This window comes from Rhodococcus sp. OK611, from assembly GCF_003050885.1.
Lineage (GTDB): Bacteria > Actinomycetota > Actinomycetes > Mycobacteriales > Mycobacteriaceae > Rhodococcus_G > Rhodococcus_G oryzae.
The window spans coordinates 30,951-50,824 of record NZ_QAOZ01000006.1; the positions used below are offsets into that span (position 1 = coordinate 30,951).

General features: G+C 65.4%; 25 protein-coding genes. 14 read left to right on the plus strand and 11 right to left on the minus strand.

Annotation, left to right across the window (positions count from 1 at the left end):
- Positions 1-115 precede the first annotated feature (115 nt).
- On the minus strand, positions 116-772 hold the full coding sequence (locus C8K38_RS08625) for a TetR/AcrR family transcriptional regulator (protein ID WP_245220896.1): 657 nt from the start codon (positions 770-772) through the stop codon (positions 116-118).
- Positions 773-872: 100 nt separating this feature from the next.
- Here C8K38_RS08625 and C8K38_RS08630 point away from each other — a divergent pair, with 100 nt between their 5' ends.
- Together C8K38_RS08630 and C8K38_RS27075 are read left to right on the plus strand one after the other, a co-directional pair.
- Positions 873-2,294, plus strand: coding sequence for an MFS transporter (locus C8K38_RS08630; RefSeq protein ID WP_257017319.1), 1,422 nt, complete (start codon positions 873-875; stop codon positions 2,292-2,294).
- Positions 2,295-2,536: 242 nt separating this feature from the next.
- Positions 2,537-2,698 carry a hypothetical protein gene (locus C8K38_RS27075; protein ID WP_179800499.1) on the plus strand — a complete coding sequence of 54 codons (162 nt, stop codon included), beginning with the start codon at positions 2,537-2,539 and terminating at the stop codon, positions 2,696-2,698.
- A 38-nt stretch (positions 2,699-2,736) separates the two neighbouring features.
- Here C8K38_RS27075 and C8K38_RS08635 read toward each other — a convergent pair whose 3' ends face one another.
- The 3 genes from C8K38_RS08635 to C8K38_RS08645 all read right to left on the minus strand — a co-directional run bounded on the left by C8K38_RS08635 (position 2,737) and on the right by C8K38_RS08645 (position 5,540).
- A complete protein-coding gene (locus C8K38_RS08635; RefSeq protein WP_097211116.1) occupies positions 2,737-4,047 on the minus strand; it encodes a condensation domain-containing protein in 1,311 nt (436 codons plus the stop codon).
- Positions 4,048-4,194: 147 nt separating this feature from the next.
- Positions 4,195-5,043, minus strand: a complete 849-nt coding sequence (locus C8K38_RS08640) for an SDR family NAD(P)-dependent oxidoreductase (protein WP_373560239.1) — start codon at positions 5,041-5,043, stop codon at positions 4,195-4,197.
- Complete coding sequence (locus C8K38_RS08645) at positions 5,040-5,540, minus strand: nuclear transport factor 2 family protein (RefSeq protein WP_097211117.1); 501 nt, start codon at positions 5,538-5,540, stop codon at positions 5,040-5,042. Before C8K38_RS08645 ends, C8K38_RS08640 begins: the two co-directional genes overlap by 4 nt.
- A gap of 463 nt (positions 5,541-6,003) precedes the next feature.
- Here C8K38_RS08645 and C8K38_RS08655 point away from each other — a divergent pair, with 463 nt between their 5' ends.
- Positions 6,004-7,107 carry an AMP-binding protein gene (locus C8K38_RS08655; protein WP_097211118.1) on the plus strand — a complete coding sequence of 368 codons (1,104 nt, stop codon included), beginning with the start codon at positions 6,004-6,006 and terminating at the stop codon, positions 7,105-7,107.
- A 167-nt stretch (positions 7,108-7,274) separates the two neighbouring features.
- Here the strand turns inward: C8K38_RS08655 and C8K38_RS08660 are convergent, their stop codons facing one another.
- Positions 7,275-7,655, minus strand: a complete 381-nt coding sequence (locus C8K38_RS08660; RefSeq protein ID WP_097211119.1) for a helix-turn-helix domain-containing protein — start codon at positions 7,653-7,655, stop codon at positions 7,275-7,277.
- A gap of 254 nt (positions 7,656-7,909) precedes the next feature.
- On the opposite strand from C8K38_RS08660, the gene C8K38_RS26825 reads away from it, so the two are divergent.
- The 3 genes from C8K38_RS26825 to C8K38_RS08665 are packed head-to-tail and all read left to right on the plus strand — an operon-like array spanning position 7,910 to position 8,936.
- On the plus strand, positions 7,910-8,179 hold the full coding sequence (locus tag C8K38_RS26825; protein ID WP_143548415.1) for a hypothetical protein: 270 nt from the start codon (positions 7,910-7,912) through the stop codon (positions 8,177-8,179).
- Positions 8,180-8,192: 13 nt separating this feature from the next.
- Positions 8,193-8,345: a hypothetical protein gene (locus C8K38_RS27080; RefSeq protein WP_179800500.1), complete on the plus strand. Its 153-nt coding sequence runs from the start codon at positions 8,193-8,195 to the stop codon at positions 8,343-8,345.
- Positions 8,346-8,405: 60 nt separating this feature from the next.
- Positions 8,406-8,936, plus strand: a complete 531-nt coding sequence (locus tag C8K38_RS08665) for a DNA-binding protein (RefSeq protein ID WP_097211120.1) — start codon at positions 8,406-8,408, stop codon at positions 8,934-8,936.
- Positions 8,937-8,972: 36 nt separating this feature from the next.
- On the opposite strand, the gene C8K38_RS08670 is transcribed toward C8K38_RS08665, so the two are convergent.
- The 3 genes from C8K38_RS08670 to C8K38_RS28060 form a co-directional block, all read right to left on the minus strand.
- Positions 8,973-9,533, minus strand: coding sequence for an ImmA/IrrE family metallo-endopeptidase (locus tag C8K38_RS08670; protein ID WP_097211121.1), 561 nt, complete (start codon positions 9,531-9,533; stop codon positions 8,973-8,975).
- A 76-nt stretch (positions 9,534-9,609) separates the two neighbouring features.
- On the minus strand, positions 9,610-9,804 hold the full coding sequence (locus tag C8K38_RS08675; protein ID WP_097211122.1) for a hypothetical protein: 195 nt from the start codon (positions 9,802-9,804) through the stop codon (positions 9,610-9,612).
- Positions 9,805-9,939: 135 nt separating this feature from the next.
- Positions 9,940-10,278 (minus strand): integrase core domain-containing protein, encoded by a 339-nt coding sequence (locus C8K38_RS28060; protein ID WP_373560241.1) that lies wholly within the window; start codon positions 10,276-10,278, stop codon positions 9,940-9,942.
- On the opposite strand from C8K38_RS28060, the gene C8K38_RS27560 reads away from it, so the two are divergent.
- On the plus strand, positions 10,253-10,402 hold the full coding sequence (locus C8K38_RS27560; RefSeq protein ID WP_245220898.1) for a hypothetical protein: 150 nt from the start codon (positions 10,253-10,255) through the stop codon (positions 10,400-10,402). The genes C8K38_RS28060 and C8K38_RS27560 overlap by 26 nt on opposite strands.
- 41 nt (positions 10,403-10,443) lie before the next feature.
- On the opposite strand, the gene C8K38_RS26830 is transcribed toward C8K38_RS27560, so the two are convergent.
- Positions 10,444-10,686 carry a DDE-type integrase/transposase/recombinase gene (locus C8K38_RS26830; protein ID WP_143548416.1) on the minus strand — a complete coding sequence of 81 codons (243 nt, stop codon included), beginning with the start codon at positions 10,684-10,686 and terminating at the stop codon, positions 10,444-10,446.
- Entirely contained in the window at positions 10,683-10,898 is a 216-nt protein-coding gene (locus C8K38_RS08690) for a hypothetical protein (RefSeq protein ID WP_097211125.1), read from the minus strand. The genes C8K38_RS26830 and C8K38_RS08690 overlap by 4 nt, the downstream gene beginning before the upstream one ends.
- Before the next feature lie 391 nt (positions 10,899-11,289).
- On the opposite strand from C8K38_RS08690, the gene C8K38_RS08695 reads away from it, so the two are divergent.
- The 3 genes from C8K38_RS08695 (at position 11,290) to C8K38_RS08705 (ending at position 16,510) form a co-directional block, all read left to right on the plus strand.
- The gene (locus tag C8K38_RS08695; RefSeq protein WP_097211126.1) at positions 11,290-12,069 is read left to right on the plus strand and encodes a peptidoglycan recognition protein family protein; all 780 of its coding nucleotides are present in this window, start codon (positions 11,290-11,292) and stop codon (positions 12,067-12,069) included.
- 1,147 nt (positions 12,070-13,216) lie between these two features.
- Positions 13,217-15,979: a hypothetical protein gene (locus tag C8K38_RS08700; protein WP_143548417.1), complete on the plus strand. Its 2,763-nt coding sequence runs from the start codon at positions 13,217-13,219 to the stop codon at positions 15,977-15,979.
- A gap of 30 nt (positions 15,980-16,009) precedes the next feature.
- Complete coding sequence (locus C8K38_RS08705) at positions 16,010-16,510, plus strand: DUF6301 family protein (protein WP_097211128.1); 501 nt, start codon at positions 16,010-16,012, stop codon at positions 16,508-16,510.
- Positions 16,511-16,987: 477 nt separating this feature from the next.
- On the opposite strand, the gene C8K38_RS26835 is transcribed toward C8K38_RS08705, so the two are convergent.
- Positions 16,988-17,164, minus strand: a complete 177-nt coding sequence (locus C8K38_RS26835) for a transposase (protein WP_143548418.1) — start codon at positions 17,162-17,164, stop codon at positions 16,988-16,990.
- Between the two features lie 490 nt (positions 17,165-17,654).
- Between C8K38_RS26835 and C8K38_RS26840 the strand changes: the two genes are divergently transcribed.
- The 4 genes from C8K38_RS26840 (at position 17,655) to C8K38_RS08725 (ending at position 19,803) form a co-directional block, all read left to right on the plus strand.
- Entirely contained in the window at positions 17,655-18,062 is a 408-nt protein-coding gene (locus tag C8K38_RS26840) for a hypothetical protein (RefSeq protein ID WP_143548419.1), read from the plus strand.
- A gap of 149 nt (positions 18,063-18,211) precedes the next feature.
- Positions 18,212-18,877: a hypothetical protein gene (locus tag C8K38_RS08715; RefSeq protein ID WP_143548420.1), complete on the plus strand. Its 666-nt coding sequence runs from the start codon at positions 18,212-18,214 to the stop codon at positions 18,875-18,877.
- Positions 18,878-19,120: 243 nt separating this feature from the next.
- Entirely contained in the window at positions 19,121-19,354 is a 234-nt protein-coding gene (locus C8K38_RS08720; protein ID WP_143548421.1) for a hypothetical protein, read from the plus strand.
- Complete coding sequence (locus tag C8K38_RS08725; RefSeq protein WP_097211132.1) at positions 19,354-19,803, plus strand: phage tail termination protein; 450 nt, start codon at positions 19,354-19,356, stop codon at positions 19,801-19,803. The genes C8K38_RS08720 and C8K38_RS08725 overlap by 1 nt, the downstream gene beginning before the upstream one ends.
- Positions 19,804-19,874 lie beyond the last annotated feature (71 nt).

The window sequence follows — 19,874 nt, forward strand, 5'->3', positions numbered from 1 at the left end:
ATCCGGTTTCCAGGTAATTGGTTGTGCATGAAGTCATCCGGGTGAAACGGGATGGTTCGAGACACGCCCACCGCCCAATATAGGGGCGGCCGAGTGCGGTCTGCGACGGCGGCGGTCAGTTCGGCTGCCACATCGCATACCACTCGTCCCAGCTCGGCCCATGCTCCGCGCGGTCCGCGGCGTGTGCGATCCCCATCAGCATGAAGTCGAGGTAGCGCTCGTGCAGTTCGCGGGCGCGTTCGGTGGTCGTGGGCAGCCGGGGACGCAGGTGCACCGTCATGAGCATTATGTCGGCAGCGGTGAAGCTGTCCGGTACCTGGCCTCGGTCGCGGGCGAGGTCGATCAGTGCCTCGAGTGCCGACGAAAGGTCCCCGGTGGCCCGGTCCACTTCTGGGTCGCGGGGGAGGTGTCCGCCGAGTGTCGGGATGAGCGGGCTGTCCAACTCGGCGAGATGGCGACGGAAGAACACCTCGAGTAGTCGCTGGTCGGGGTCGGTGCGCGCGACGCAGTCACGGGCCAGTTGGGTGAGGTGATCGATGACATACACACGCAGGGACTGGGCGAGTTCCTCCTTGGTGCGGTATCGGCGGTAGATGCTGCCGACGCCTACTCCGGCCCGGTCGGCGATCGCGGAAACCGGTGCATCCCAGCCGCGCTCGGCGAATATCTCGCGGGCGGCGCGCAAGACGCCGATGTCGTTCGACCGTGCTTCCCGGGCCCGTCCCGGCCCGGTCGGGGCCCGGTCGGGTCCGTGCATCTCGTCCTGTCGCATTGCCAGAGGCTATCAATCCGTGTTCTGATTTCGGACCGGAACGCTCCGTTCCGATTTGCATCCATATGGCCGAGAAGCTCGTTGCTCCGAAGGGACCTCCATGAACATGCCACTGACTGCGCCGAAGCACTCACGTGCGTCGTCGCCGAAGCATTCACGTGCGTCGTCGACATCGGTGCACCCGGGACTGCTCGTGGTGGCGCTGGCCTTCACCGTGCTGATCTACTCGATGATGCAGACGCTCCTGGTACCGGCGCTGCCGGTGCTCGGCGAGACCTTCGGCGCCTCGGTTCCGGCGACGGGGTGGATCCTCACCGCCTATTTGATGGCAGGGGCGGTGCTCGCTCCGGTGATCGGGTCTCTCGGCGACCGATACGGCGACAAGCGCGTCCTGCTGGCCGTGCTGGTGGTGTTCGCGGCCGCCACCTTCGGTGCCGCGCTCGCCAGCACCATCGAGATGCTGGTGGTGATGCGCATGGTGCAGGGTGTGAGCACGGCGGCCTTCCCGCTGGCGCTGGCGGTGCTGCGGCGTAACCTGTCGGGTCCCGCCATGGCGGCCGGCATCGGCTGGGTCGCCGGCATGCTCGGTCTCGGCGCGGGTGCTGCGCTCGTCCTCGGCGGACTGATCCTGGAGTACCTGAGCTGGCAGTGGCTGTTCGTCGGTACCGGCATCCTGATCCTTGTTGCGTTGGCCATGGTGGCGCGATGGGTGCCGCAGGTTGAAAGCGCCGAGGTCGCATCACGGACCGACTGGGTCGGTACGGTGCTCCTCAGCAGCTCACTGGTCGCGCTGCTCCTCGCGACGACGCAGGGCGGCACCTGGGGCTGGACGGCACCGGCGACCCTGGGGCTGTTCGCAGTCGCACTGCTCGCGGCGGTGGCGCTGGTCGTAGCTGAACTCCGCCAGCCGAACCCGCTGGTGGACGTCCGCAGCCTCGTGGACGCGCCGATGGCATTGACCAGCCTGGTCACCCTCGTGCTGGGCTTCATTCCGTACGTCTTCTATCTGTGCATCCCGCGCATCTTGCAGGCCCCGCATGCAACTGGCTACGGCAGCGGGTTCACGGTGGTCCAGACCGGGCTGGCACTGTTGCCGTCGGCGGTAATGGTCTTCCTCGGCGGGCGGATTGCTTCGAGCATCACCGCGCGGTTCGGCCTGCGGACGCCGGCCGTTGCGGCGATGGTGCTGATGGGGCTCGGAGCGGCCGGGATGGCCGTGTGGCCCACTCAGATTTGGTCGCTAGTGGTGTTCTTCAGTCTTATCGGCCTGGGGAACGGACTCGGATACGCGATCTGTGCGCAGCTGTTGGCCGTGTTGGTGCCGCCGACCGAGATGGCGGCGGCGAGCGGCCTCAACAGCGTGATCCGCACGATCGGGTCGGCGATCAGCGCGCCGGTCACCACCGCCGTGCTCGTCGCAGGCGGCCAGGACCGCTCGGCGTACGTAGGTGCATTCGTGGTCGCAGTTGTGCTGAGCCTGCTCGGCGCGGGCACTGCGGCCGGGCTGCGCACCGCTCGGTAGCGAGCTGCGGGCGCGACACCGGGCTCGAGGAGCCGCCCAGAGCACAGATCCGTGACCGCGACGGGTGTCGGGCCGAATTCGACGGCGTCTTCTGAGGACGTTCGCAGCCGAGGTGATTTCGATGGAGTTCGTACGTCTGAGCTCTCGGGTGGACCGCGCGTGTTCACGCGTTCTGGAATTCCGGTGATGCCCCACCCGTACGCACGGGCCCGGAAACCAGCCATTCATTGAGGAGATTCATCATGCTCGGACTCATCATCGGCCTCGGCGGGGCGGCGCTCGGCGTCGGGCTCGCCCTTGGCGGGGTCGCGCTCGGACTCGCGGGCGCCGCCCTCGGACTCGGATTCGCTTTGCTCATCAGCGACAGGAACGTCAAGTACGACATCGAAGAACTCGCAGCCTGACCGCCCAGCACCCTCACCCACCGCCGCGGTGGGTGGGGTCAGACGACCGTTGACAGCGGGCTGTCCGCGTCCGCGGCGAGGAAGCCCTCGACGAAGACCAGGAACCGCTGGTGCAGCCGGCGGAGTTCGGTCTCCGAGTACAGGTCCGGGTTCGCCAGGAAGTCGATCCGGGTGGCGCCCTCGACCGCGCCCGGTCGGACCCGGACGGTCAGGTCGTCGACCCGGCCCGTGGTCAGGACGTGGAGCGCGCCGTCCAGCGGTCCGAGCGGGACCTCGCTGTCGGCGAGCATCAGCTCGATGGTGGGGCCGAAGGAGGCCGCGCGGTCTCCGATCACGCCGACCTCGCGTGCGATGTCCTCCTGGCGGTGGCGCTGACGGCTCAGTGCTCCCGCGAGTTCCCGGCCCGCCGCCATGCTCGCGTCGCCGACCGTCATCCCCGCGCCCGAGGACAGGCGCAGTGGGACCACGTTGGCGAGCGATCCACCCGAGCGGCGCAGTGCCGCGGTGCCCCGGGCGGGGGTCGGGAGCGTGACGGTGATCTCGTCTCGTCCGGTGTGCTGCGCCAGGAAGGCCCCGAACGCGGCGACCACTGTCGGCGCCGACAGGGCGGCACCGGGGCCCGAGGGCGCCAGCTCGCCGCCGATCACCACGGGCTCGGACTGTGCCGGTGCCGCCGCGCCTGCGAACGTGACCGGATCCGGGACGCCTGCGAGATGCTCGGCCCAGGCCTCGCGGTCGCGCTCGAAACGGTCGGATGTCCGGTAGGTCGCGTCGGATGCCACCACGGCCTCGAGGTCGAGAGCCTCGGACGGGCTGGCGGAGGCGCCGACGAATGCATGGGTGTAGAGCTCGGCGGAGCGTTCGATCAGTGTGCGCAGCCCGTAGGCGTCGAGGGCGACCTGGTGTGCTCGCACGTACCAGTAGGTGTGCACCTCGCTGATCCGCAGCACGGCCGCGACGATGAGCTGGTCGGCCGACATGTCGACCGGGCGGGACTGTTCTTCGCGCATCCATTGCTGTGCGGCGGCCACCGGGTTCACCCGGCCGCGGAAGTCGACCGCGGCGACGAAGTCGTCGGCGGCGGCGGCGAGGGTCTGGTACGGGAACCCGTCGACCTCGACCACGTGCAGCCGTCCCGCCCCGAATTCCCGTCCCGCCCATCGGACCGAGTCCATGAGCAGGTCGATGTCGAGCGCGCCGCGGATGTCGACGTACTGCGCGACGGAGATCGGCGCGTCACCGGAGACGCGCTGGGAGAACCAGACCGAGTGCGCGGCGGCGGAGAGCGCGATGACCCGCGCCCGGGTACCGCAACCGGAGATGCTGGTGGGCTGCACTGGCTGGTTCACGAAACTCTCCCTCGACTCGGACTTCGGTGACCGGGAACTGCTCTGGTCTCAAAGTCTCGTCGGAGGGGGAGGGTGCGGACAGGCCCCCAAGCGGTGGGGCGGGAGACACCCAGGGTGATGGATTCACCACCCTGGGTGGCGTCGGTGTCAGAACAGGGGACCGCCGCCGAACGCGGCGCGGTGCGAGGCCGGCTGGGCGCCGTCCACGTCGGTGATCCCGTACTCGAGCGCGGTCTCCGCGGTGATCTGGGTGCTCCCGCTGAGCTTGCCGACCTCCGGGTCGTTGGCGAGGGCGACGATCACCCGGCCGATGAACTCGGGGGTCTCCGCCTCGGAGAGGGGGAAGCCGGCGAAGCTCTCCATCCCGCTCGCCAGCATCGCCTCGTTGCGCACCAGTCCGGGCCAGAAGGACAGGGCCGTGACGCCGGTGCCCTTGAGTTCGACCGCCATGTCCGCCGCCATCTTGTCGAGGCCGGCCTTGGACATCCCGTACAGCACCGAGTGCAGGTAGCCGCGGGTGCCGAACGAGGAGATGTTGCCGATGAGGCCGGAACCGCGCGGGACCATGAGCTTGGCGGCCTCGACGCTGGCGACGTAGTGCGCGCGCAGTCCGACGCCGATGAGCGTGTCCCAGTCGCTGATGGGACGCTTCCAGAACGGGTCGGAGAAGCCGGCGAAACCCTTTGGGTGCGCCCAGACGTTGTTGACCAGCAGGTCCAGCCTCCCGGACTGCTCGTCGGCGATGCGGGCGAACAGCGCCTCGATTTGCGCGTCGTCGGTGTGGTCGCACTGCACGGCGATCCCGGTGCCGCCGCGCGCGGTGACCTCGGCCGCCGTCGCGTCGAGGGGGCCGTCGGTCCCGACCTCGCCGCGGGCCGTGACGTAGACCGTCCAGCCGTCCGAGCCGAGGGCGAGCGCGATGCCCTTGCCGACGCTTCGGCTGGCGCCGGTGACGAGGGCGACCCGCCGCTCACTCGTTGCTTCATGAATATTCACTGCGCCACCCCCGCGAACTTGCCCTCGGACACCACGGCGTCGGGGGAGAGCGGGCGGGTCAGTGACCAGGTCTCGGTGAAGTGGCACTTCGACATGCGCCACTCGCCGTCCTCGAGCACGTACTCGTCGTCGTATTCGCCGGTCGAGACGGTCTCGGTGTTCTCGAGCAGGTTCAACTGACGGAAGCGCAGCGTCCACCGCCCCGTCGCGGTGCCCTCGCCGGTGATGGTGATGTCGGGGTGCATGCCGTGGTGCATGTCGAGGATGACGTGCTTGCCGCCGACCCGGTGCAGGGCGATCTTCTCGAAGATCTCGGCCATCGGCTCGACGTCGTCGAACGCGCCGAGCCGGCCGTAGTCGATGTTCGCTCCCGAACGGATGAAGCAGGCGCGGAAGGACTTCGGGTCCTTGCCGTCGCACGCCCGCCAGTATCGGTGCTTGAGGTTCTTGATCGCTTCGATCGCTTCGAGGGCGGCGATCCGTTGCGCGAGGTCCAAGGTGTGTCCCGTTCTCTGGTCACTGATCTTCTGTGACCTGGACGATAGGTGGCCCCGGTCACACCGCGCAGCAATCCTTCCCACAGTGCGGGCAAGTGCAGGGGGGCGCGGGAGATGTTGCCCATTTGGTGCAGGCGATCTGGATGCGTGGTGGGGCCTTCAGGATGCCGCAGCAGCCCACCTCCCGCACCGACCTAGGCCAGTGGGTCACAGAGACCGAGCGCGTGCTGGGGACTATCGAGGCTGCGGTGCTGGTCGTGGGTTCGCCATTCGAAGCCGCCTTGCCCGAAGGCAGGCTGGCTGTATCGGTGCTACAAATGGGCGACCTCGCTACGGGTCCAGACGCCGAACCATTGATGCCGGCCGAGGACGATGCGGCTCTGCTACATCTGTCCTCGGGGACCACCGGCGACCCCAAGGCCGTCGTCATCACCGTCTGCGGGCCGACCATGTCGACCGGCAGGTGCTTGAAGTCGAAGGCATCGCCGCATCCGCGGCCGATGGTCCCGCCTACCCCACACTCGGAAAGCCGCTGTCCGGGATGGAGGTGCGGGTCGTCGACCCGGACACGCGTACCCCGCTCGCGATCCGGCAGGTAGGCGAGTTCGAACTGCGTGGCGAGAGCATCACCAGCGGATACCTCACCGCCCGCGGGAGCGTCGCCGCCCAGGATGCCGATGGCTGGATTCAGACCGGTGACCTCGGATGCTTTACCGAGGAGGGTGAAACCGTGATCTGCGGACGCCGCAAGGACGTCATCATCATCTCTGGGCGCAACCTGTATCCGACCGATATCGAACGGGCCACCGAACGCGTTGCCGGCGTCCGCACCGCCAACGCCATCGCGGCAACTTTCGCCGCAGGCAGCCCCGGCGAAGGATTCGCCGTGCTCGCCGAATCCGCCCACCACAACGACGAGGCCCCCACCCTGCAACTGCGACGCGCCATCAGCACAGCGGTCTCAAAAGCCGTGGGCATCCCTCCCCGGACGGTGACCGTTCTTGCGCCCGGAACCCTGCCCAAACCACCTCCGGCAAACTGCGCCGATCCAGCGCCCGCGCACTCCTTGCAACGAAGCATTGAACCGACACGCGGAGCGGGCCACACCGAAATGGTTGTTTACCTGCACTGTCCCACTTTGGACCGAATCAGGCACAGTCGCGGGCCTAGGCTACGAGTCGTCGGTGATCGACCCGGAAAGAGGTTGATCGGCTTGTGGTCGCAAGTGCTGCACTGTGCGTCGAGTCACGCAGATCGTTGCTCTGCACGGCGGCACCCTGTGCACATTCCGCCCCCTTCATGGACGACGTGGCCGACCAGCTTGCCACGGCGCGTGGTCATAGGCTTGTGGCAATTCCGGCAATGGGTAGGGCGCGCCGTCGGCGCTTGCGCGAGTTGCTTGATTACGCGGCGGAGCGCTTTCTCGGTCAGGGCATCGCCGCGGCAGACGATTCCCGCCATCACCACGCCGTCAGCGACGCGGGGCTCTTCTTCCCCAAAGCAGGTCCCGGCGGTCAAAGCTGAACGCGCGCAAGCCAGGAAGATGTCGCGCGGACATCTGTCCTGACACAGCGCCTTCGCAGCGATGGTTGCCGGCAGTACCTGCCAGCCGCTCGTGTCCTTGGGCCGCAGGAATCCAGGTAGTCCAAGGCAAGGTGGTTGATCGTTCATAGCGCTAGGCTACAACATGAATTGCAAGTTGTATGCACCGAACTTGTAGTCAATGTAGGAAATTCAGCGCGCTCTGAGGCCGGCGACGAACGCGGCGACCATGCCCAGGTCCTCATTCGACAATCCCGTCAAGTCAAGGACGGGCTGCGGACGCGAAGTGGATGGGGTGCCGGTCGCGGGCTTGTCCAATCCCGTCTTGCGCAGCAATGGCGCAGGATCCACCCCCACGGCCTCGGCCATGGCCTGGAGTGTGCGCGCTGTGGTTCGGGCGTCGACCTTCTTCTCGCCTTTGTACTGGGTGCCCAATTCGACCTGCGTCCAGAGGCTGACGCTGACCCCGGCCGCTCGTGCTGCAGCATCACGGGACAGGCCCTTGGCCTGCCTCGCGCTACGGATCGCCTCGCTGACCTCCCTGGGCACCGGGGCGCTTTGACGATTGCTCATGCATCCGATTCTATATCATTACCAACAATTACACACATCTAATACATCTTCGATTGAGTGTGTTCAAACGCCTGGTGGGAAGGGCAATAGGCCGCTTCGTCGGCCCGGTGCCGCTGCATATATTGCAGAGTTGCATGTGTCATTGTAACCTGGGTGCTGCGTCGCGCCCCGCGACGGCGCTGTCGCGAGGGTTGGTGCCCGTCCAGGTGGCATCGGTGATCCCCGACTTGCGCTGTGCATCCAGAAGGAATCTCATGTCCACCAACCCTGTCCAGCTGCCTCCTCCGCAGACCCGTGCCCGTGAACGCGAGAATCGGCAGTTTGCCGAAGAGTTGCGCAGTCGTCCTGGGCGGTGGGCGATGTACCCGTGGCCGACGCGATACCCGCACTCCACCAAACATCGTCTCCGCACCGGAATGGCGGCCGCGTTCGGTCCGGGCTTCGAGTCGGAGGTGCGCGCAGGAGTCGTGTATGTCCGATACAACCCGCAGCAACCCGCGGCGGCGCAGGATCTGATCGCCTAGTCAAGAAGGTCATATGTACACCGAACATCTCACCTCCGAGCGTCGCGCCGCTGTCATGGCGGCCCTCGAGGTCGTCCCAACGCTGTTGGCGGAACTCGATATCACTCTCAGTCGCACAGACGCCATCACCTCCGCGGGTTCGCTGGGGTATGTGCGCACGACGTGAGCTGAGCAGGTCCTGCCGTTCAATAGCGGTGCCGCGAAAGCGCACCGAGACATCGCGGGGGTGCTGACCAACTATGCCGCGAAGGTCTCGGCTGCCATCGCGCAGCGTGCTCCGGTCACCGCGATAGAGCAGTGCCAGTTCCTCATCCGTCACCTGCCCCCTATTCCCGATGACTCGGATGCCCTCGTCGGATTGGATGCCGCATTGTCCAGGGCTATTCGGTTGGGATATCGCACGATCGACCGCCCGGAATCTCGTGTCGGTGTTGGCAACTGTGAGTGCGGCCGGGGACTCTCCGCCCAGTCCGATGCCGACCTCGTCCGATGCGAGGGCTGCGGGACCGTCGTCGCGGTGCGGCGTCGCCGCCGTGAAATGATGGACCAGGCCTACGAAATCATGGGTACGGCGGCTCAACTCGCGAGGCTGCTGTCCGACAGCTCCGGTGACCGCATCTCCGCCGAGCGGATCAGGCAGTGGGCCCGTCGAGGCAAGCTGACTGGCCATGTAGTAGGAAACGGCACCGTGTACCGGCTGGGCGACGTGATCGAACTCTGTGCGCTGCCGCAGGGGGACCATCGCCGATCGGCCTGATTCGCAACAGATTTCAGGGAACATCTGTCATTGGGACTACCGAAATTGTCTGAGGACCTCGGGCAGCTTCCGGTATGCCGGCAGCGGCGCGGAGTTGGTCCAGATGCAGCTGACCGGCAGCGGGTACTTCGCGTCTGCATACCAGTCGAGACGATTCAGGATGTCCGGGGGCAGCACTCGCCGTTCCGTGCGCGACAGGTGGTGGAGTCGATAGCGCACCGTATCGGGATTCACCTGGAGCCAGTCGGCAACGTCCTTGACGCTGATATAACGCGCGAGTGCATCTCTGAGATCCGCGATAGGTATCAGGTTGCGACACGCCAGCTCGTAAACGCGGAGTTCCACCCTCTGACGAGATTCGCGGCCGGCACGTGCTTTTCGGACTGTCTCCGAGTGCTCCAGTTGCGCGTGCGCGAGCGCGTGGGCGAGTGCTTCTCGACGATCCACTGGGGTCAGGTCCGCGGTGACTAGTATCGCCCGGAACTCGGGTTGCCAGATGACGATCGGTGCTGCGAAGCCGGCATGGCCGATCGTGACGTCAAGTTTCGCCGCCTGGACGCGCGCGTCGTACCGGTTGCTGGCCCTGCGGCTGGCCATTGTTGCTGACACCTCGTTCGAAATTGGATCTATGGAGACCTCATGGGTTGCTGGATTCGTGCGTATGTTGCCGCCGTTACCTCAGAGTGGCCAGGAACTCGTCGTACAGGCGCTTGTCGTCCTCGTTCAGGTCGGACAAATCACCGGCCCTTGGGGGGATGCCGTTTGATCGCCCGTGGTAGCCGGCCGTACCTACCAGTCCCGAATCCAAGGTCGAGGTGATGTCACCATCGAACTCGTCGGGGGTCTGCGGGTCCAACTCGTATGTCATAGTTGCGAGATTACCGTTCACCCCTGCGGCGCGAGCACGGGCCGGGTTGCCCTGCAGCCGGGTCGCAGGTTGACGGATCCGGCCAAGGGCCGTCCGTCCCCTGCGATCGGGGCGGTGTGACCGGTAGATGTCAAGTCAAATGAGACGTGTCCAGCCAATTTTGTTGCTGGAGTTCTTACCTCGCGTGTGGCGGGGTCGTTGATGGTGACGCGTGCGGGCGGTGTGGGTGCCTGCGGGCGTCGGTGGAACCGCTCGGGGTGGGCGGCGTAGGCCGCGTCCAGGGTCCGCTGACGAGCGTGCTGGATTCCGTCGGCGGTGCCGTAGTGGACGCTGGCGCGGGTGCAGCCCGATGCCGCTGTGGCGGTGCTCGTGGTTGTACCAGCTGGTGAAGGCATGCATCCATGCTCGCGCCTCGCCGATGGACGCGAACCGCTCTGGGTAGTCGGGCATGTACTTCATCGTCTTGAACTGCACCTCGCTGAACGGATTGTCGTTGCTGGTGCGGGGCCGGTTGTGGGACCGGCGCACGTCGAGGTCGACCAGCAGCGAGGCCAGCGGCCTGGAGGTCATCGCCGCCCCGCCGTCGGCGTGCAGGTGACCCGGCGCAGTGCCTTGCTCGGCGACGATGTCCGCGACCAGTTAGGCGGCCAGGTCACCGTCCTCGACGGCCTCGATGCGCCAGCCGAGCACGTAGCGGGAGTAGATGTCGATGACGACGTAGGCGTGGTACCAGATCCCCTTGGACGGCCCACGCATCTTGGTGATGTCCCACGACCACATGGCATTCGGGCCGGTCGCGACCAGTTCCGGGATTGCCCGCGGCGGCCAGGACGCGGTACATCGTCCGGGCCGAACAGTAGTAGCGGCCCTCGTCAAGCTCACGCGCCCAGACCTGGTTCACGCTCTGTCGCGGTGAGCTCGCCCGGGTGCTGTGGCCTGCGTCGCGGGCCCAGCATCGACGGCTTCGGGTTGGCCTGCCGGTGATGGGTGGCCCGCGAACGGCCCACCAGCCGGCACGCGGTCACCGCACCCACCAGCGAGAGGAGGTCCTCGACGGTTTCTGCCTGCCAGGCCTGGTACGCGGTCCGGCTCATCGCTAAAACTCGGCCAGGTCCTGCGTCTCACAGGAGTCTGTCGGATAGGGAACTCGTTAGTCTCCAGACTCACCGGGACGATTCAAAATGGCTATTTACCTGGGGTGTTGGCCAGTTTTCCCGGATTCGTCACGGACCCGCTGATAGGCTTGGGCCGTCGGATTGTTGTGGATGCAGATCTGTTGTATAGCAACATATTTCGATGTCATTTCCGTCATACGATGTTTGTGCCGTTGTCTGCCAACATCATTCGCTTCCTTGGCTCGTCCTCCACCGAGTCGGCGCCACTTTCCTGGCCGGCCCGCGGAGTCACGCCCTCTTCCACACGTTCAGTGCTGCAGGGCCACTGAATGTCCCTGCAAACGAATACACACAGCAAAGGAAATACCCGATGTCTTGGACCGGAGACCCGATCTGGCTGGCTGACGTGCTGCGCGCGGCCGGCCTGCGGGTGATCGAGCACGAAGGCTGGCGTGACCGGGGCCACGGCGACTTCCGCGACCTGCGCGGCGTGCTGTGCCACCACACCGCCGGCGGCGGCACCGAGGACTGGCGCATCGTCCAGTACGGCCGCCCCGACCTGGACGGCCCCCTCGCCCAGCTGGTGCTGGAACGTGACGGCACCTTCCGCGTCATCGCCGCGGGCGTCTGCTGGCACGCCGGCCGCGGCTCCTGGCCTGGCTGGCCCACCGACAACGCCAACTACCACGTGATCGGCATCGAAGCCGTCTCCCGCGGCGACGGAACCGACTGGACCCCAGCCCAGCTCGACGCTTACAAACGCGGCTGCGCCGCCATTCTGGGACGCATCGGCCGCACCGCCGATGACTGCGTAGCCCACCGGGAGTACAGCCGAGAGGGAAAAATCGACCCTGCCGGCATCGACATGAACGAATTCCGCCGCGACGTAGCGGCCTTCCTTGAGAGAAAGGACGCGCCGATGAGCGCCTCAGAAGTCACCCAGCTCCAGGACTTCATCACCAAGTTCTGCGGCCCGATTAGTAGCGATGTCAAGGACATCCGCGAACAGCTCTGCGGCCTGGGCCAACGTGACCTGGGCCAGTACGCCGGCTGGCCGCAGCTCGGCGGCCACACCCTTGTCGACGCCCTCGCTGACGTCATCGGCCGGTTGGACAAGTTCGAAAGCCGCTTCATCCCGCCCGCCCCCTAACCCCCACGCGCCCCGCCCCGCGCGACATCGCCCAAAGCTCCGCTGAACAGCCGCCGGGCCTGGCGTCCGCTCAGGCCTGCCCCGTTGCGCATCCGTCTCCCGTGCAAGTCCACGGTCGCAGACGCCGCCGCCCGGGGGCGCCCAGGTAACCCGCCCTCGGGCCGGCACATGCCCCGGGGCGGGACTACTCCTCTTTCTGATCCGACTCCCTGCTGAGGGATCTTGTGCCGGATCGATCCCGCCAGACGCTTCGCCGCATGATCGCCGTCATCTCGGAGTTCGGTGAATTGCTCTGTGGTCGCGTCCTCGCGCAGGAAACAGCGAGAACCCTCATGTCTCCGGAACCAGTAACTCCTGGAAGCCGACCGGCCCATCCGCACCCGGCCCCAGCAAACCAGCGAATGTCAATCCATACGACATGATCGGTGTCGGTCCGGACGGAAAGCCATTTCCGGATAGGGGTGAACCGCCCCGGCGAGTCCGGAGACCTACTGAGTTCGTGATTGCGGTAGTGGAGGGCCTCGAACTCGACTGGCCAAGGACGCATCCTCACCAGTCAGAAGTCAACCAAAACCCGGGCAATCCCGCTGGGCACAGACCGGCCACGCGGCCTGCCGAAGCAGGTTGCCGAAACAGTACTCTACCTGCACTGTTGGTCGCTTTCCATAGGGCTGTCACAAAACACGCGATGGGCTGATGCCCTCGGTGTGAGGTGGTCCGTGGTGGCCGATCGAGATTCGAGAACACTTCGACTGGTCATGAATCACATTGCCCAAGCAGTGTTTCCGACGCAGGCTGCTTGGGCCTTTTCATGTCCTCTCTTCGCTTCCGGCCTGGCGTGTTCGGGCGAAACGGCCTTGGCTGCCAACCCATTTCACTCCTTTGAGCACACCGCGGTCCACATGACCGACATCCCATCGACTCCGCACCGGTAGATACCCCTTCGGTCGGGTACCGCGCTTTCCTCTTCCGCCCTCCCTTCTTCGGCCGCTCCCCACCTTGGGGTGCGGCCTCTTTCATGAAACACCGAGGTACTCCCATGGCACCCAACCCTCCAGTTTATGGCCCGACTCTCGCCGAGAGTCGGGGCAAGCCCCGAACCCCTGTGCCCGCCACCCCGGCGCCTCTTACCGAAGAGCAGCAGAACTTGGCGGATCTGATGTTGGTGCAGGGACCGGCGAGCCAACCGCAGCAGCCGCCGCCGGCCGGTGGTACGGAGGACTTGCTGGCGTATATGCAGGACGAGACACCCACAGGCCAGCCGGTGACCTTGCCCAGCGGCACCACTGTCCAGACAGATCAGGCCAGGATGGTGAACGGACTGATCGGAGAGACGACCACGGTCGCCCTTCCCAACGGGAGCCCAAGGGTGGTGTCCACTCCCGGGTTGGCGATCTCACCCGAGCAGATGGCGGGGCTGTTCGCCACGGACGCGGCGTACACGCCCGCCGACCGCGACCGGGATCTGGCCTTGCTCAACGGTCCTCGTGTGCAGGGCCCGTACACCGAGGCCGGTTTGGCGGCGGAGGCAGCCGCCCGCCAGGACGCGACCGCACGATTGAACGCGCACTGGGACCAATCCGCGCTGCCTGCCTTCGCTGACGGCAGCATCGTGATGCCCAGGCTCGACTACAGCGCGGCGCAGCTGGCGAACGACCTGAGTTTGGCCTCGACTACAGGCAATTTGGACGAGCGCAGCACTCAGTTGCGTAGTGATGCCCAGCACCGGCTCGAGAAGAATGCCTATACCAAGAAGCAACAGGACGACGATCAGATCGCGGCGCAGATCCTATGCCTGCCGGTCGACGACCCGAAGATCAAAGGTCTACTCGCACAGGGCCTGAGCCCTGCTCAGGCACAGAATGAGATCTTACAAAAGTCCCTTGACGCCCGTAGTCGACTCGCCCGCGCCGAGATCGGGCTCCTGTCTCCTCAACAGGCCAAGCAACTCGAGAACACACCCAGGATGTATTCGGCCGACCCGAACACATCACTGACCCCCGACGACACCCCGTACGAGCCGAAACTCGGTGAGTCCTCCAAGCGGGGTCAAAGGGGGGAAGATTTCCGCAACCTGGCCGGTGAGTTCACCGGCCTGAAAGACTTCGCCGAGGGTATCGAGGACGGCAATTGGGGACAAGCCGTCTGGGGCGGCACGATGACCGCTCTGACCTTCGTCCCGGGTGTCGGCACCCTGATCGGGCGCGGGATCGGCAAGGTAGCCGGCAAGGTAGGCGCCGGTGTCGTGAAGTGGGCCGAAAAGGGACTCGAGGCCGCACCCGAGGCGCTGACAGTCGCGGAAGCCGAGGTTGCCGCACAAGCGACCATCGGGCTTTCCCAGTTTCCCATCAGAGCGTTACCCGGTGTGGCACAGGCGATCCCGGACGTACCTACGCCCTTCCTCGCCGACGGTGCAGCAGTTGGTTCTCGCCCCAGCATCGTGGACTACCCGAAACCCGAGGAGCTGCCCTGGCACACCCCCGGCATCGAGGCCCCCGTGGCGGTCGCGCCACCACGCACCATCCCACCCGTCCGTGGTCCCGGCCCTGTCCGTGGTCCCGGCCTCAGGAATCCCCTAGCCGACGAGTGGGATGGCCTCGGCATGCTCGATGTAGGGCCGAACCCGGGTCGTTCCATAATTCCGAGACGAAGCCCCGGCCAGCACGGAAATGGCGGCGGCGCGGAGGCGAAGGCGCCGGGGCTGAAGAAGCCCTCCGGCAATCCGGAATCGAAGACGAAGAGCTACGTCGACGACCAGATGAGCCTCTACCACACCACCAACGGGGCCAGTGGTAAACAACAGGCACTCTCTAAGGAGGCGGTTGAGGAAATCGATTCGCAACTGTCCGTTATTGAGCTCGAAGAGGATCGATTCGCGAGCCTCAAGGGCAGTGAATCGAATTTCTATGAGAAACTCCATATTAAGCAGGTTGCTGACGGGCTCGGAATCAAACTGGGAGGCGGTAAACAACTCGAAGGACTCATCAAACGACAAGACCTGGACGACATCCTGGAAGGGCTTAAGAACTCCGGGGTTAGCGACGCGGACCGGGTTCATCTAGAGAATTTGGTCGAAACACGGATCGATTCCTATAACGCTCTCACCGGTGAGAAGGCGGAACTGGGCATGATCGGTGGTCGTGACGGCCTGCCCGCTGAGGCGAAGAGGAACATTCTGATCGGTGGTGAGCGTCCTCCGGCCCGCAAACCTGGTGAGCCCAAACCCAGGGAGCAGGGCCGGGTCGATATCGCCGCCGCCGACATGAGTGACCCGAACAACCTCACCCTCTACATCATCGAAGCCAAGGGCGGCAAACCCGGAGCCTTGAAGATGGGGCGAAGGAAGGTCGTGATCGACGGCAAGGAAAAGTGGGTCGGGCAGGGCACCAAGGAATACCTCGACGACATCCTCGCCAACGACCCCGACCTGGCCGCCAAACTCAACACCCCCGAATATGCCGCCCTTGCCGACGCGCTACGAGAAGGCCGTGCCAACGTCGTCTACAAGGTCAGAAAGACCGACACGAACGGCAACGTGTGGGAATGGGACGCCGCACTGGACCCGAACACGAAATACCGGATCCCCGCACCAGCGGCGGCATCACCGCTCGGCCTCAGGCCGGTCGCGTCCCCCGTTCCTTTCGCGGGTCCGGTGCACCAGGTGTCTGGATCACCCGGGGGCGGTGGCGGGTCGCCGTTCGACGGCCTGGTGAAACCCGCAGCCGATTTCCTCAGCGGTCTGTCGATGCTCGCGTTGCCTGCCCTCGCGTCGATCCCAGCGATATACCAGACCCTGTTCCAGCCCTCACCCGTCGACGAAAGCCTCAACGTCACCATCACCACCCGCCCCGACACCTCAGCGTGGTCGCCGGAAGATCTTCGGGTCTGGGGCACCGCGGCCCACCTGTAACCACACCGATCGAAGGGTAGATTCCTGATCATGCACGCCGACATCGAAGGCGCGGTCCGGACCGCGCGCCTGGCAGCCCATTTCGACTGGACCTGGGACTCCGAGGACCTCGAACGCTTCTGCGCCGCCGCGGGCTGGCAGGCAGAGCGCTTCTCCGACAACGCAGCCACTCTCACGACGAACCTCGACATCAACCGTCGCAGCGGCGACGCGTCACTGATTTGGGGACCCCTCCAAATCATACGGTTGTGGGTGACCGACGTAGCCGACCCTGGTACGAGGATGCCGGAGGTGATGGCGGAGCTACTGGGTGAGTTGAGCGTGCCGATGGCCGCGGAATTCGGGGAGGGAACCCCCGTTACCTCCGGTATCGTCAAGAAACTTCGTTGGGATCTGCCGAACGTGGTGATCATCCTCTCGGCGGGGCTCGGGTCCGTCGCCATGCGCCTCGTCAGTCCCAAGCACCAAGCATGGACCGACGAACCCGAAGATGAATGGGACGACGACGAGGACGAGGACGACGACGACTGATCGTCGAGCGCGTCGATCAAGCACCTCGATCCCTGCACGCCGATATCGACGGCTGCTGACTGGGTATACCTGGGCGAGTTCAACTGGTCGATGCAACACCCGGTACTGACGGCCTGGGGTGCGACCGGTCCCGGGAAACCTCCTGATCGGATCGATGCCCAGTCGGGAGCGGAACCCGGGGTGTGACACGTTGTTCTGCGAAATCGAGTACCGATGGCTCCTCGAGCACGGCGACCGGCCGTTCACGATCGCGGTGGATGCTCGGCTCGATCGCAATCCGGGTGCGAACACGACTCGTACCGAGACTTGAGACGCACGTCCATGTCCACGGGGATGTTCACTAGATCGGCTCGACGCCGAACTCCTCCCTGTGGCTGTCGATGTAGTCGGCGATCACTTGCGTTGGCGGTCGAGCTCCGCCGCGAAGAAGGTCGATGCAGACTTCAGGAGCTCGTTGGCCGCTCGAGTTCTCGATTCTCACTTGCGCAACTCGGCCGCAGCGGCGGAGGTCACGCCGGCGCGTTGCCCCGAATCGGCCTGCGCCTTTCGGATCCAGTTGTGGAACGTCTGAGCACTACCTATCCCGAACTTGCCTGCGACGGACTCGATTGCCGCCCACTCCGAGCCGTGTTCGTGGCGGATCTCGGCGGCCATCCAAGGAATGAAGCCTCCGCAAACCGCGGGGTGGTTCAAACCACTATTTACCTGCACTGTTGGTCGCTTTTCGGCGAGTTGTCACATACCCCGTTGTAGGCTTGAGCCACAGGCAAGAAACGAATCGGAACTCCTTCCAAAGTTTCTCACCTCTCGATTACAACAATCTCGACGGGGCTGATAGCCCGTCACTCCAAGCCCATGCGGCTCGCCCCCGAACAACTATCTGGTTGAAAAGCGGGTTGAGAGCGTTCCGCATGCCCCGCCCCTTGCGCGCCCGTCTCCCGCGGGTGTTCCGCGGTCGCAGACGTCGTCGCAGCGCAGGGGCGTCATAGTCCCGCCCCCGGAGCATTCCCCTCGACTCCGGGGGCGGGACTTCTCCAACTCATCGAATGGATTCCCGCACAGGGAGTTCCGCAACACAGAAAGGTCGACGGCGTGATCACTGTTCTGACGTGTCGCGGCACCGGAGAGCGTGCGAGGCGCACCGGTGAATATGCTCTCGTGCGTCACGCGCCGGCTCGACAGCAGCAAGTGCCTGATCGGCCCCGACGTCCACTACCCGGCCAGTGTCGGTCCCTCCAATCCGCAGAACCTCTTTGCCGGTTGCTCCGAGGAACAGTCGGTCGCGATGGGGCGCTCGGGCGCTGGTCGCGGAAATCCGCGCTACCCCGAACCGTGTGGGGATCCTCGGATACAAGTAGCCCACGTCGCCGATGGAATCAACTGCTGCCCTGCCGATTCGCCGCTTCCCACGCTTGCCGACACCATGTCGGCTTTCAGCTTCGCCGCCCTGGGCGGGTGGGGGAGCGCACTGGCCGAACATATCCGCGGCAACCGCTGGCAGCTGAACCACCGGGACCGGTGGCGTGACCCGATCCACCACTGGCAGTTGTGATCTCAGGCCGCCGCGCTGATGGACGGTTACGTCCGCGGCGGCGCCCACAACGTCAGATACCGAACCGATGGTTACTGCGACCGGCTCGCCGTGCTGCTCAATGCGCACCGACCCGCGGTCACCGCCTAGAACCAAATGGATGGTCGACAATGTCTTTCGAAGATGTACGAGATGACGCACAGTTCGTGCGTTTCGCCGACGGCGAATGGGAAGGCCGCCGCACAGGCTATGACGATGGCGCACTGTCGGTCTCACAACCCGGCCGACCGCTTCCCTTCCTGCAGTGGGCGTCGCTTGCCCGCAGTGCGCTGAAGGGCCCGACCAAGGCAATGGTCAATGTGAAGGCCTACGCTTCCGGTGGCGAAGTGGAGGATGAACACGGTCCCACCGACGCCGGCGGCTTCCTCTCCACGGCTCCGGTCGGCTCGCTGTTCCCTTTCCTGCAGTGGCACAACTGGTACGACATCTACAAGGGCACGCGGGACGAAGTCGTCTCCGCAGGTGGCGAAGCCGCCATCACGGCTATGGTCGGCGCCGTCACCGGCCCGGCCGGAGCCGCTGCCGCGGGCGCGGCCACGGCGTTGACCAGCACGGTCAGCACCGTGGTGCAGACCCTGTCCTCAGCATCGCGGAACCGCCGCCAGAACACCCCGAAGCTGGCGCAGCCCCAATGGCGCACCCCCAAAGGGCGTATGAGACCGGAGATCGACCGGAGTACCACCATCAACGTGATCAAGACCGCCCCCCACAGTGCGACTTTCACCAACGACCCGTTGCGCGACCGACTCGCAACCTATCTGAGCCACGTGCGCTGAAGCGCTCCCGCTCGCAAGAGTGAAAGGGGGTGATGAGAAATGCTCGGTGCCGTCGTCGATGTCCTCAGAATTGTCAGCGTGATCCTTCCGCTGTTGCTTCCGCTTCTCGGTATTTAACACGCAGTGCCAGAACGGGGTTCGTGGAACCCCCGCTGGGTCCAAGAGCGCAGTCGATGCCTCCGGACCGAATCCGAACCATTCGCTTCCACGGATCACCCGTGAACCCAACATTTGGAGAATCTCGTGCCCAGTTCCGATGATCCCAGTGGTCTCGCCGAACGCATCCAGACCGACGTGCAGGCCGTGGTCGCGCGACTCGCGACGTTGAAGGCCGATGTCAATGTGCTGTCCAACCTCGCCCAGGGTGTCGCGATGACAGTGGCCGCGGCCATTCCGCCGCCGGAGACGTCCGAGGGTGCCCCCGAGGGCGCGCTCGGCGCCGAGGTGACAGTCGGCCCGGCACCGGAAGCAGCGTGATGCCGACCTATCCCGCACCGGGGGAGTTCCCCGACTTCGAGCAGTTCATGGTCGACCTGTTCACCCCGACCGCGACCACCGTCACCACCTTGCCCGCCACCTCGGCGGACCTGCAGTCCAACCTGCCCTTGATCTGGGTGCGGACCACCGGGGGAACGCTCGACATCAATGCGATCACCTACAAGGCGAAAGTAAGCGTGGTGGCCTTCGGTGCCACTCGCGCTCAGGCGCAGCAGCTTTCGGTGCAGATCCGAACGGCGATGCTCGATGCCCCGGCCAACCGGGTCAACGGTGTGCTCGTCGATTACACCGAGGAGATCGCGGCGGAGGAACCGAAGTTCCATCCGCCGATCCTGCGTCGCAGCCGCGGTCTCACCGAGGTGCCCGACCTCGACCCGCTCAACCAGATGGTCGAGGTCGCGTTCTCGATCGAAGCTCGCCGCCAGTAGGCGGTGGGTGAATCCCGTCCTTGACGGGGCTTTCACCGGCGCCACTCGGTGCCGATTCCTGTTAACCATGC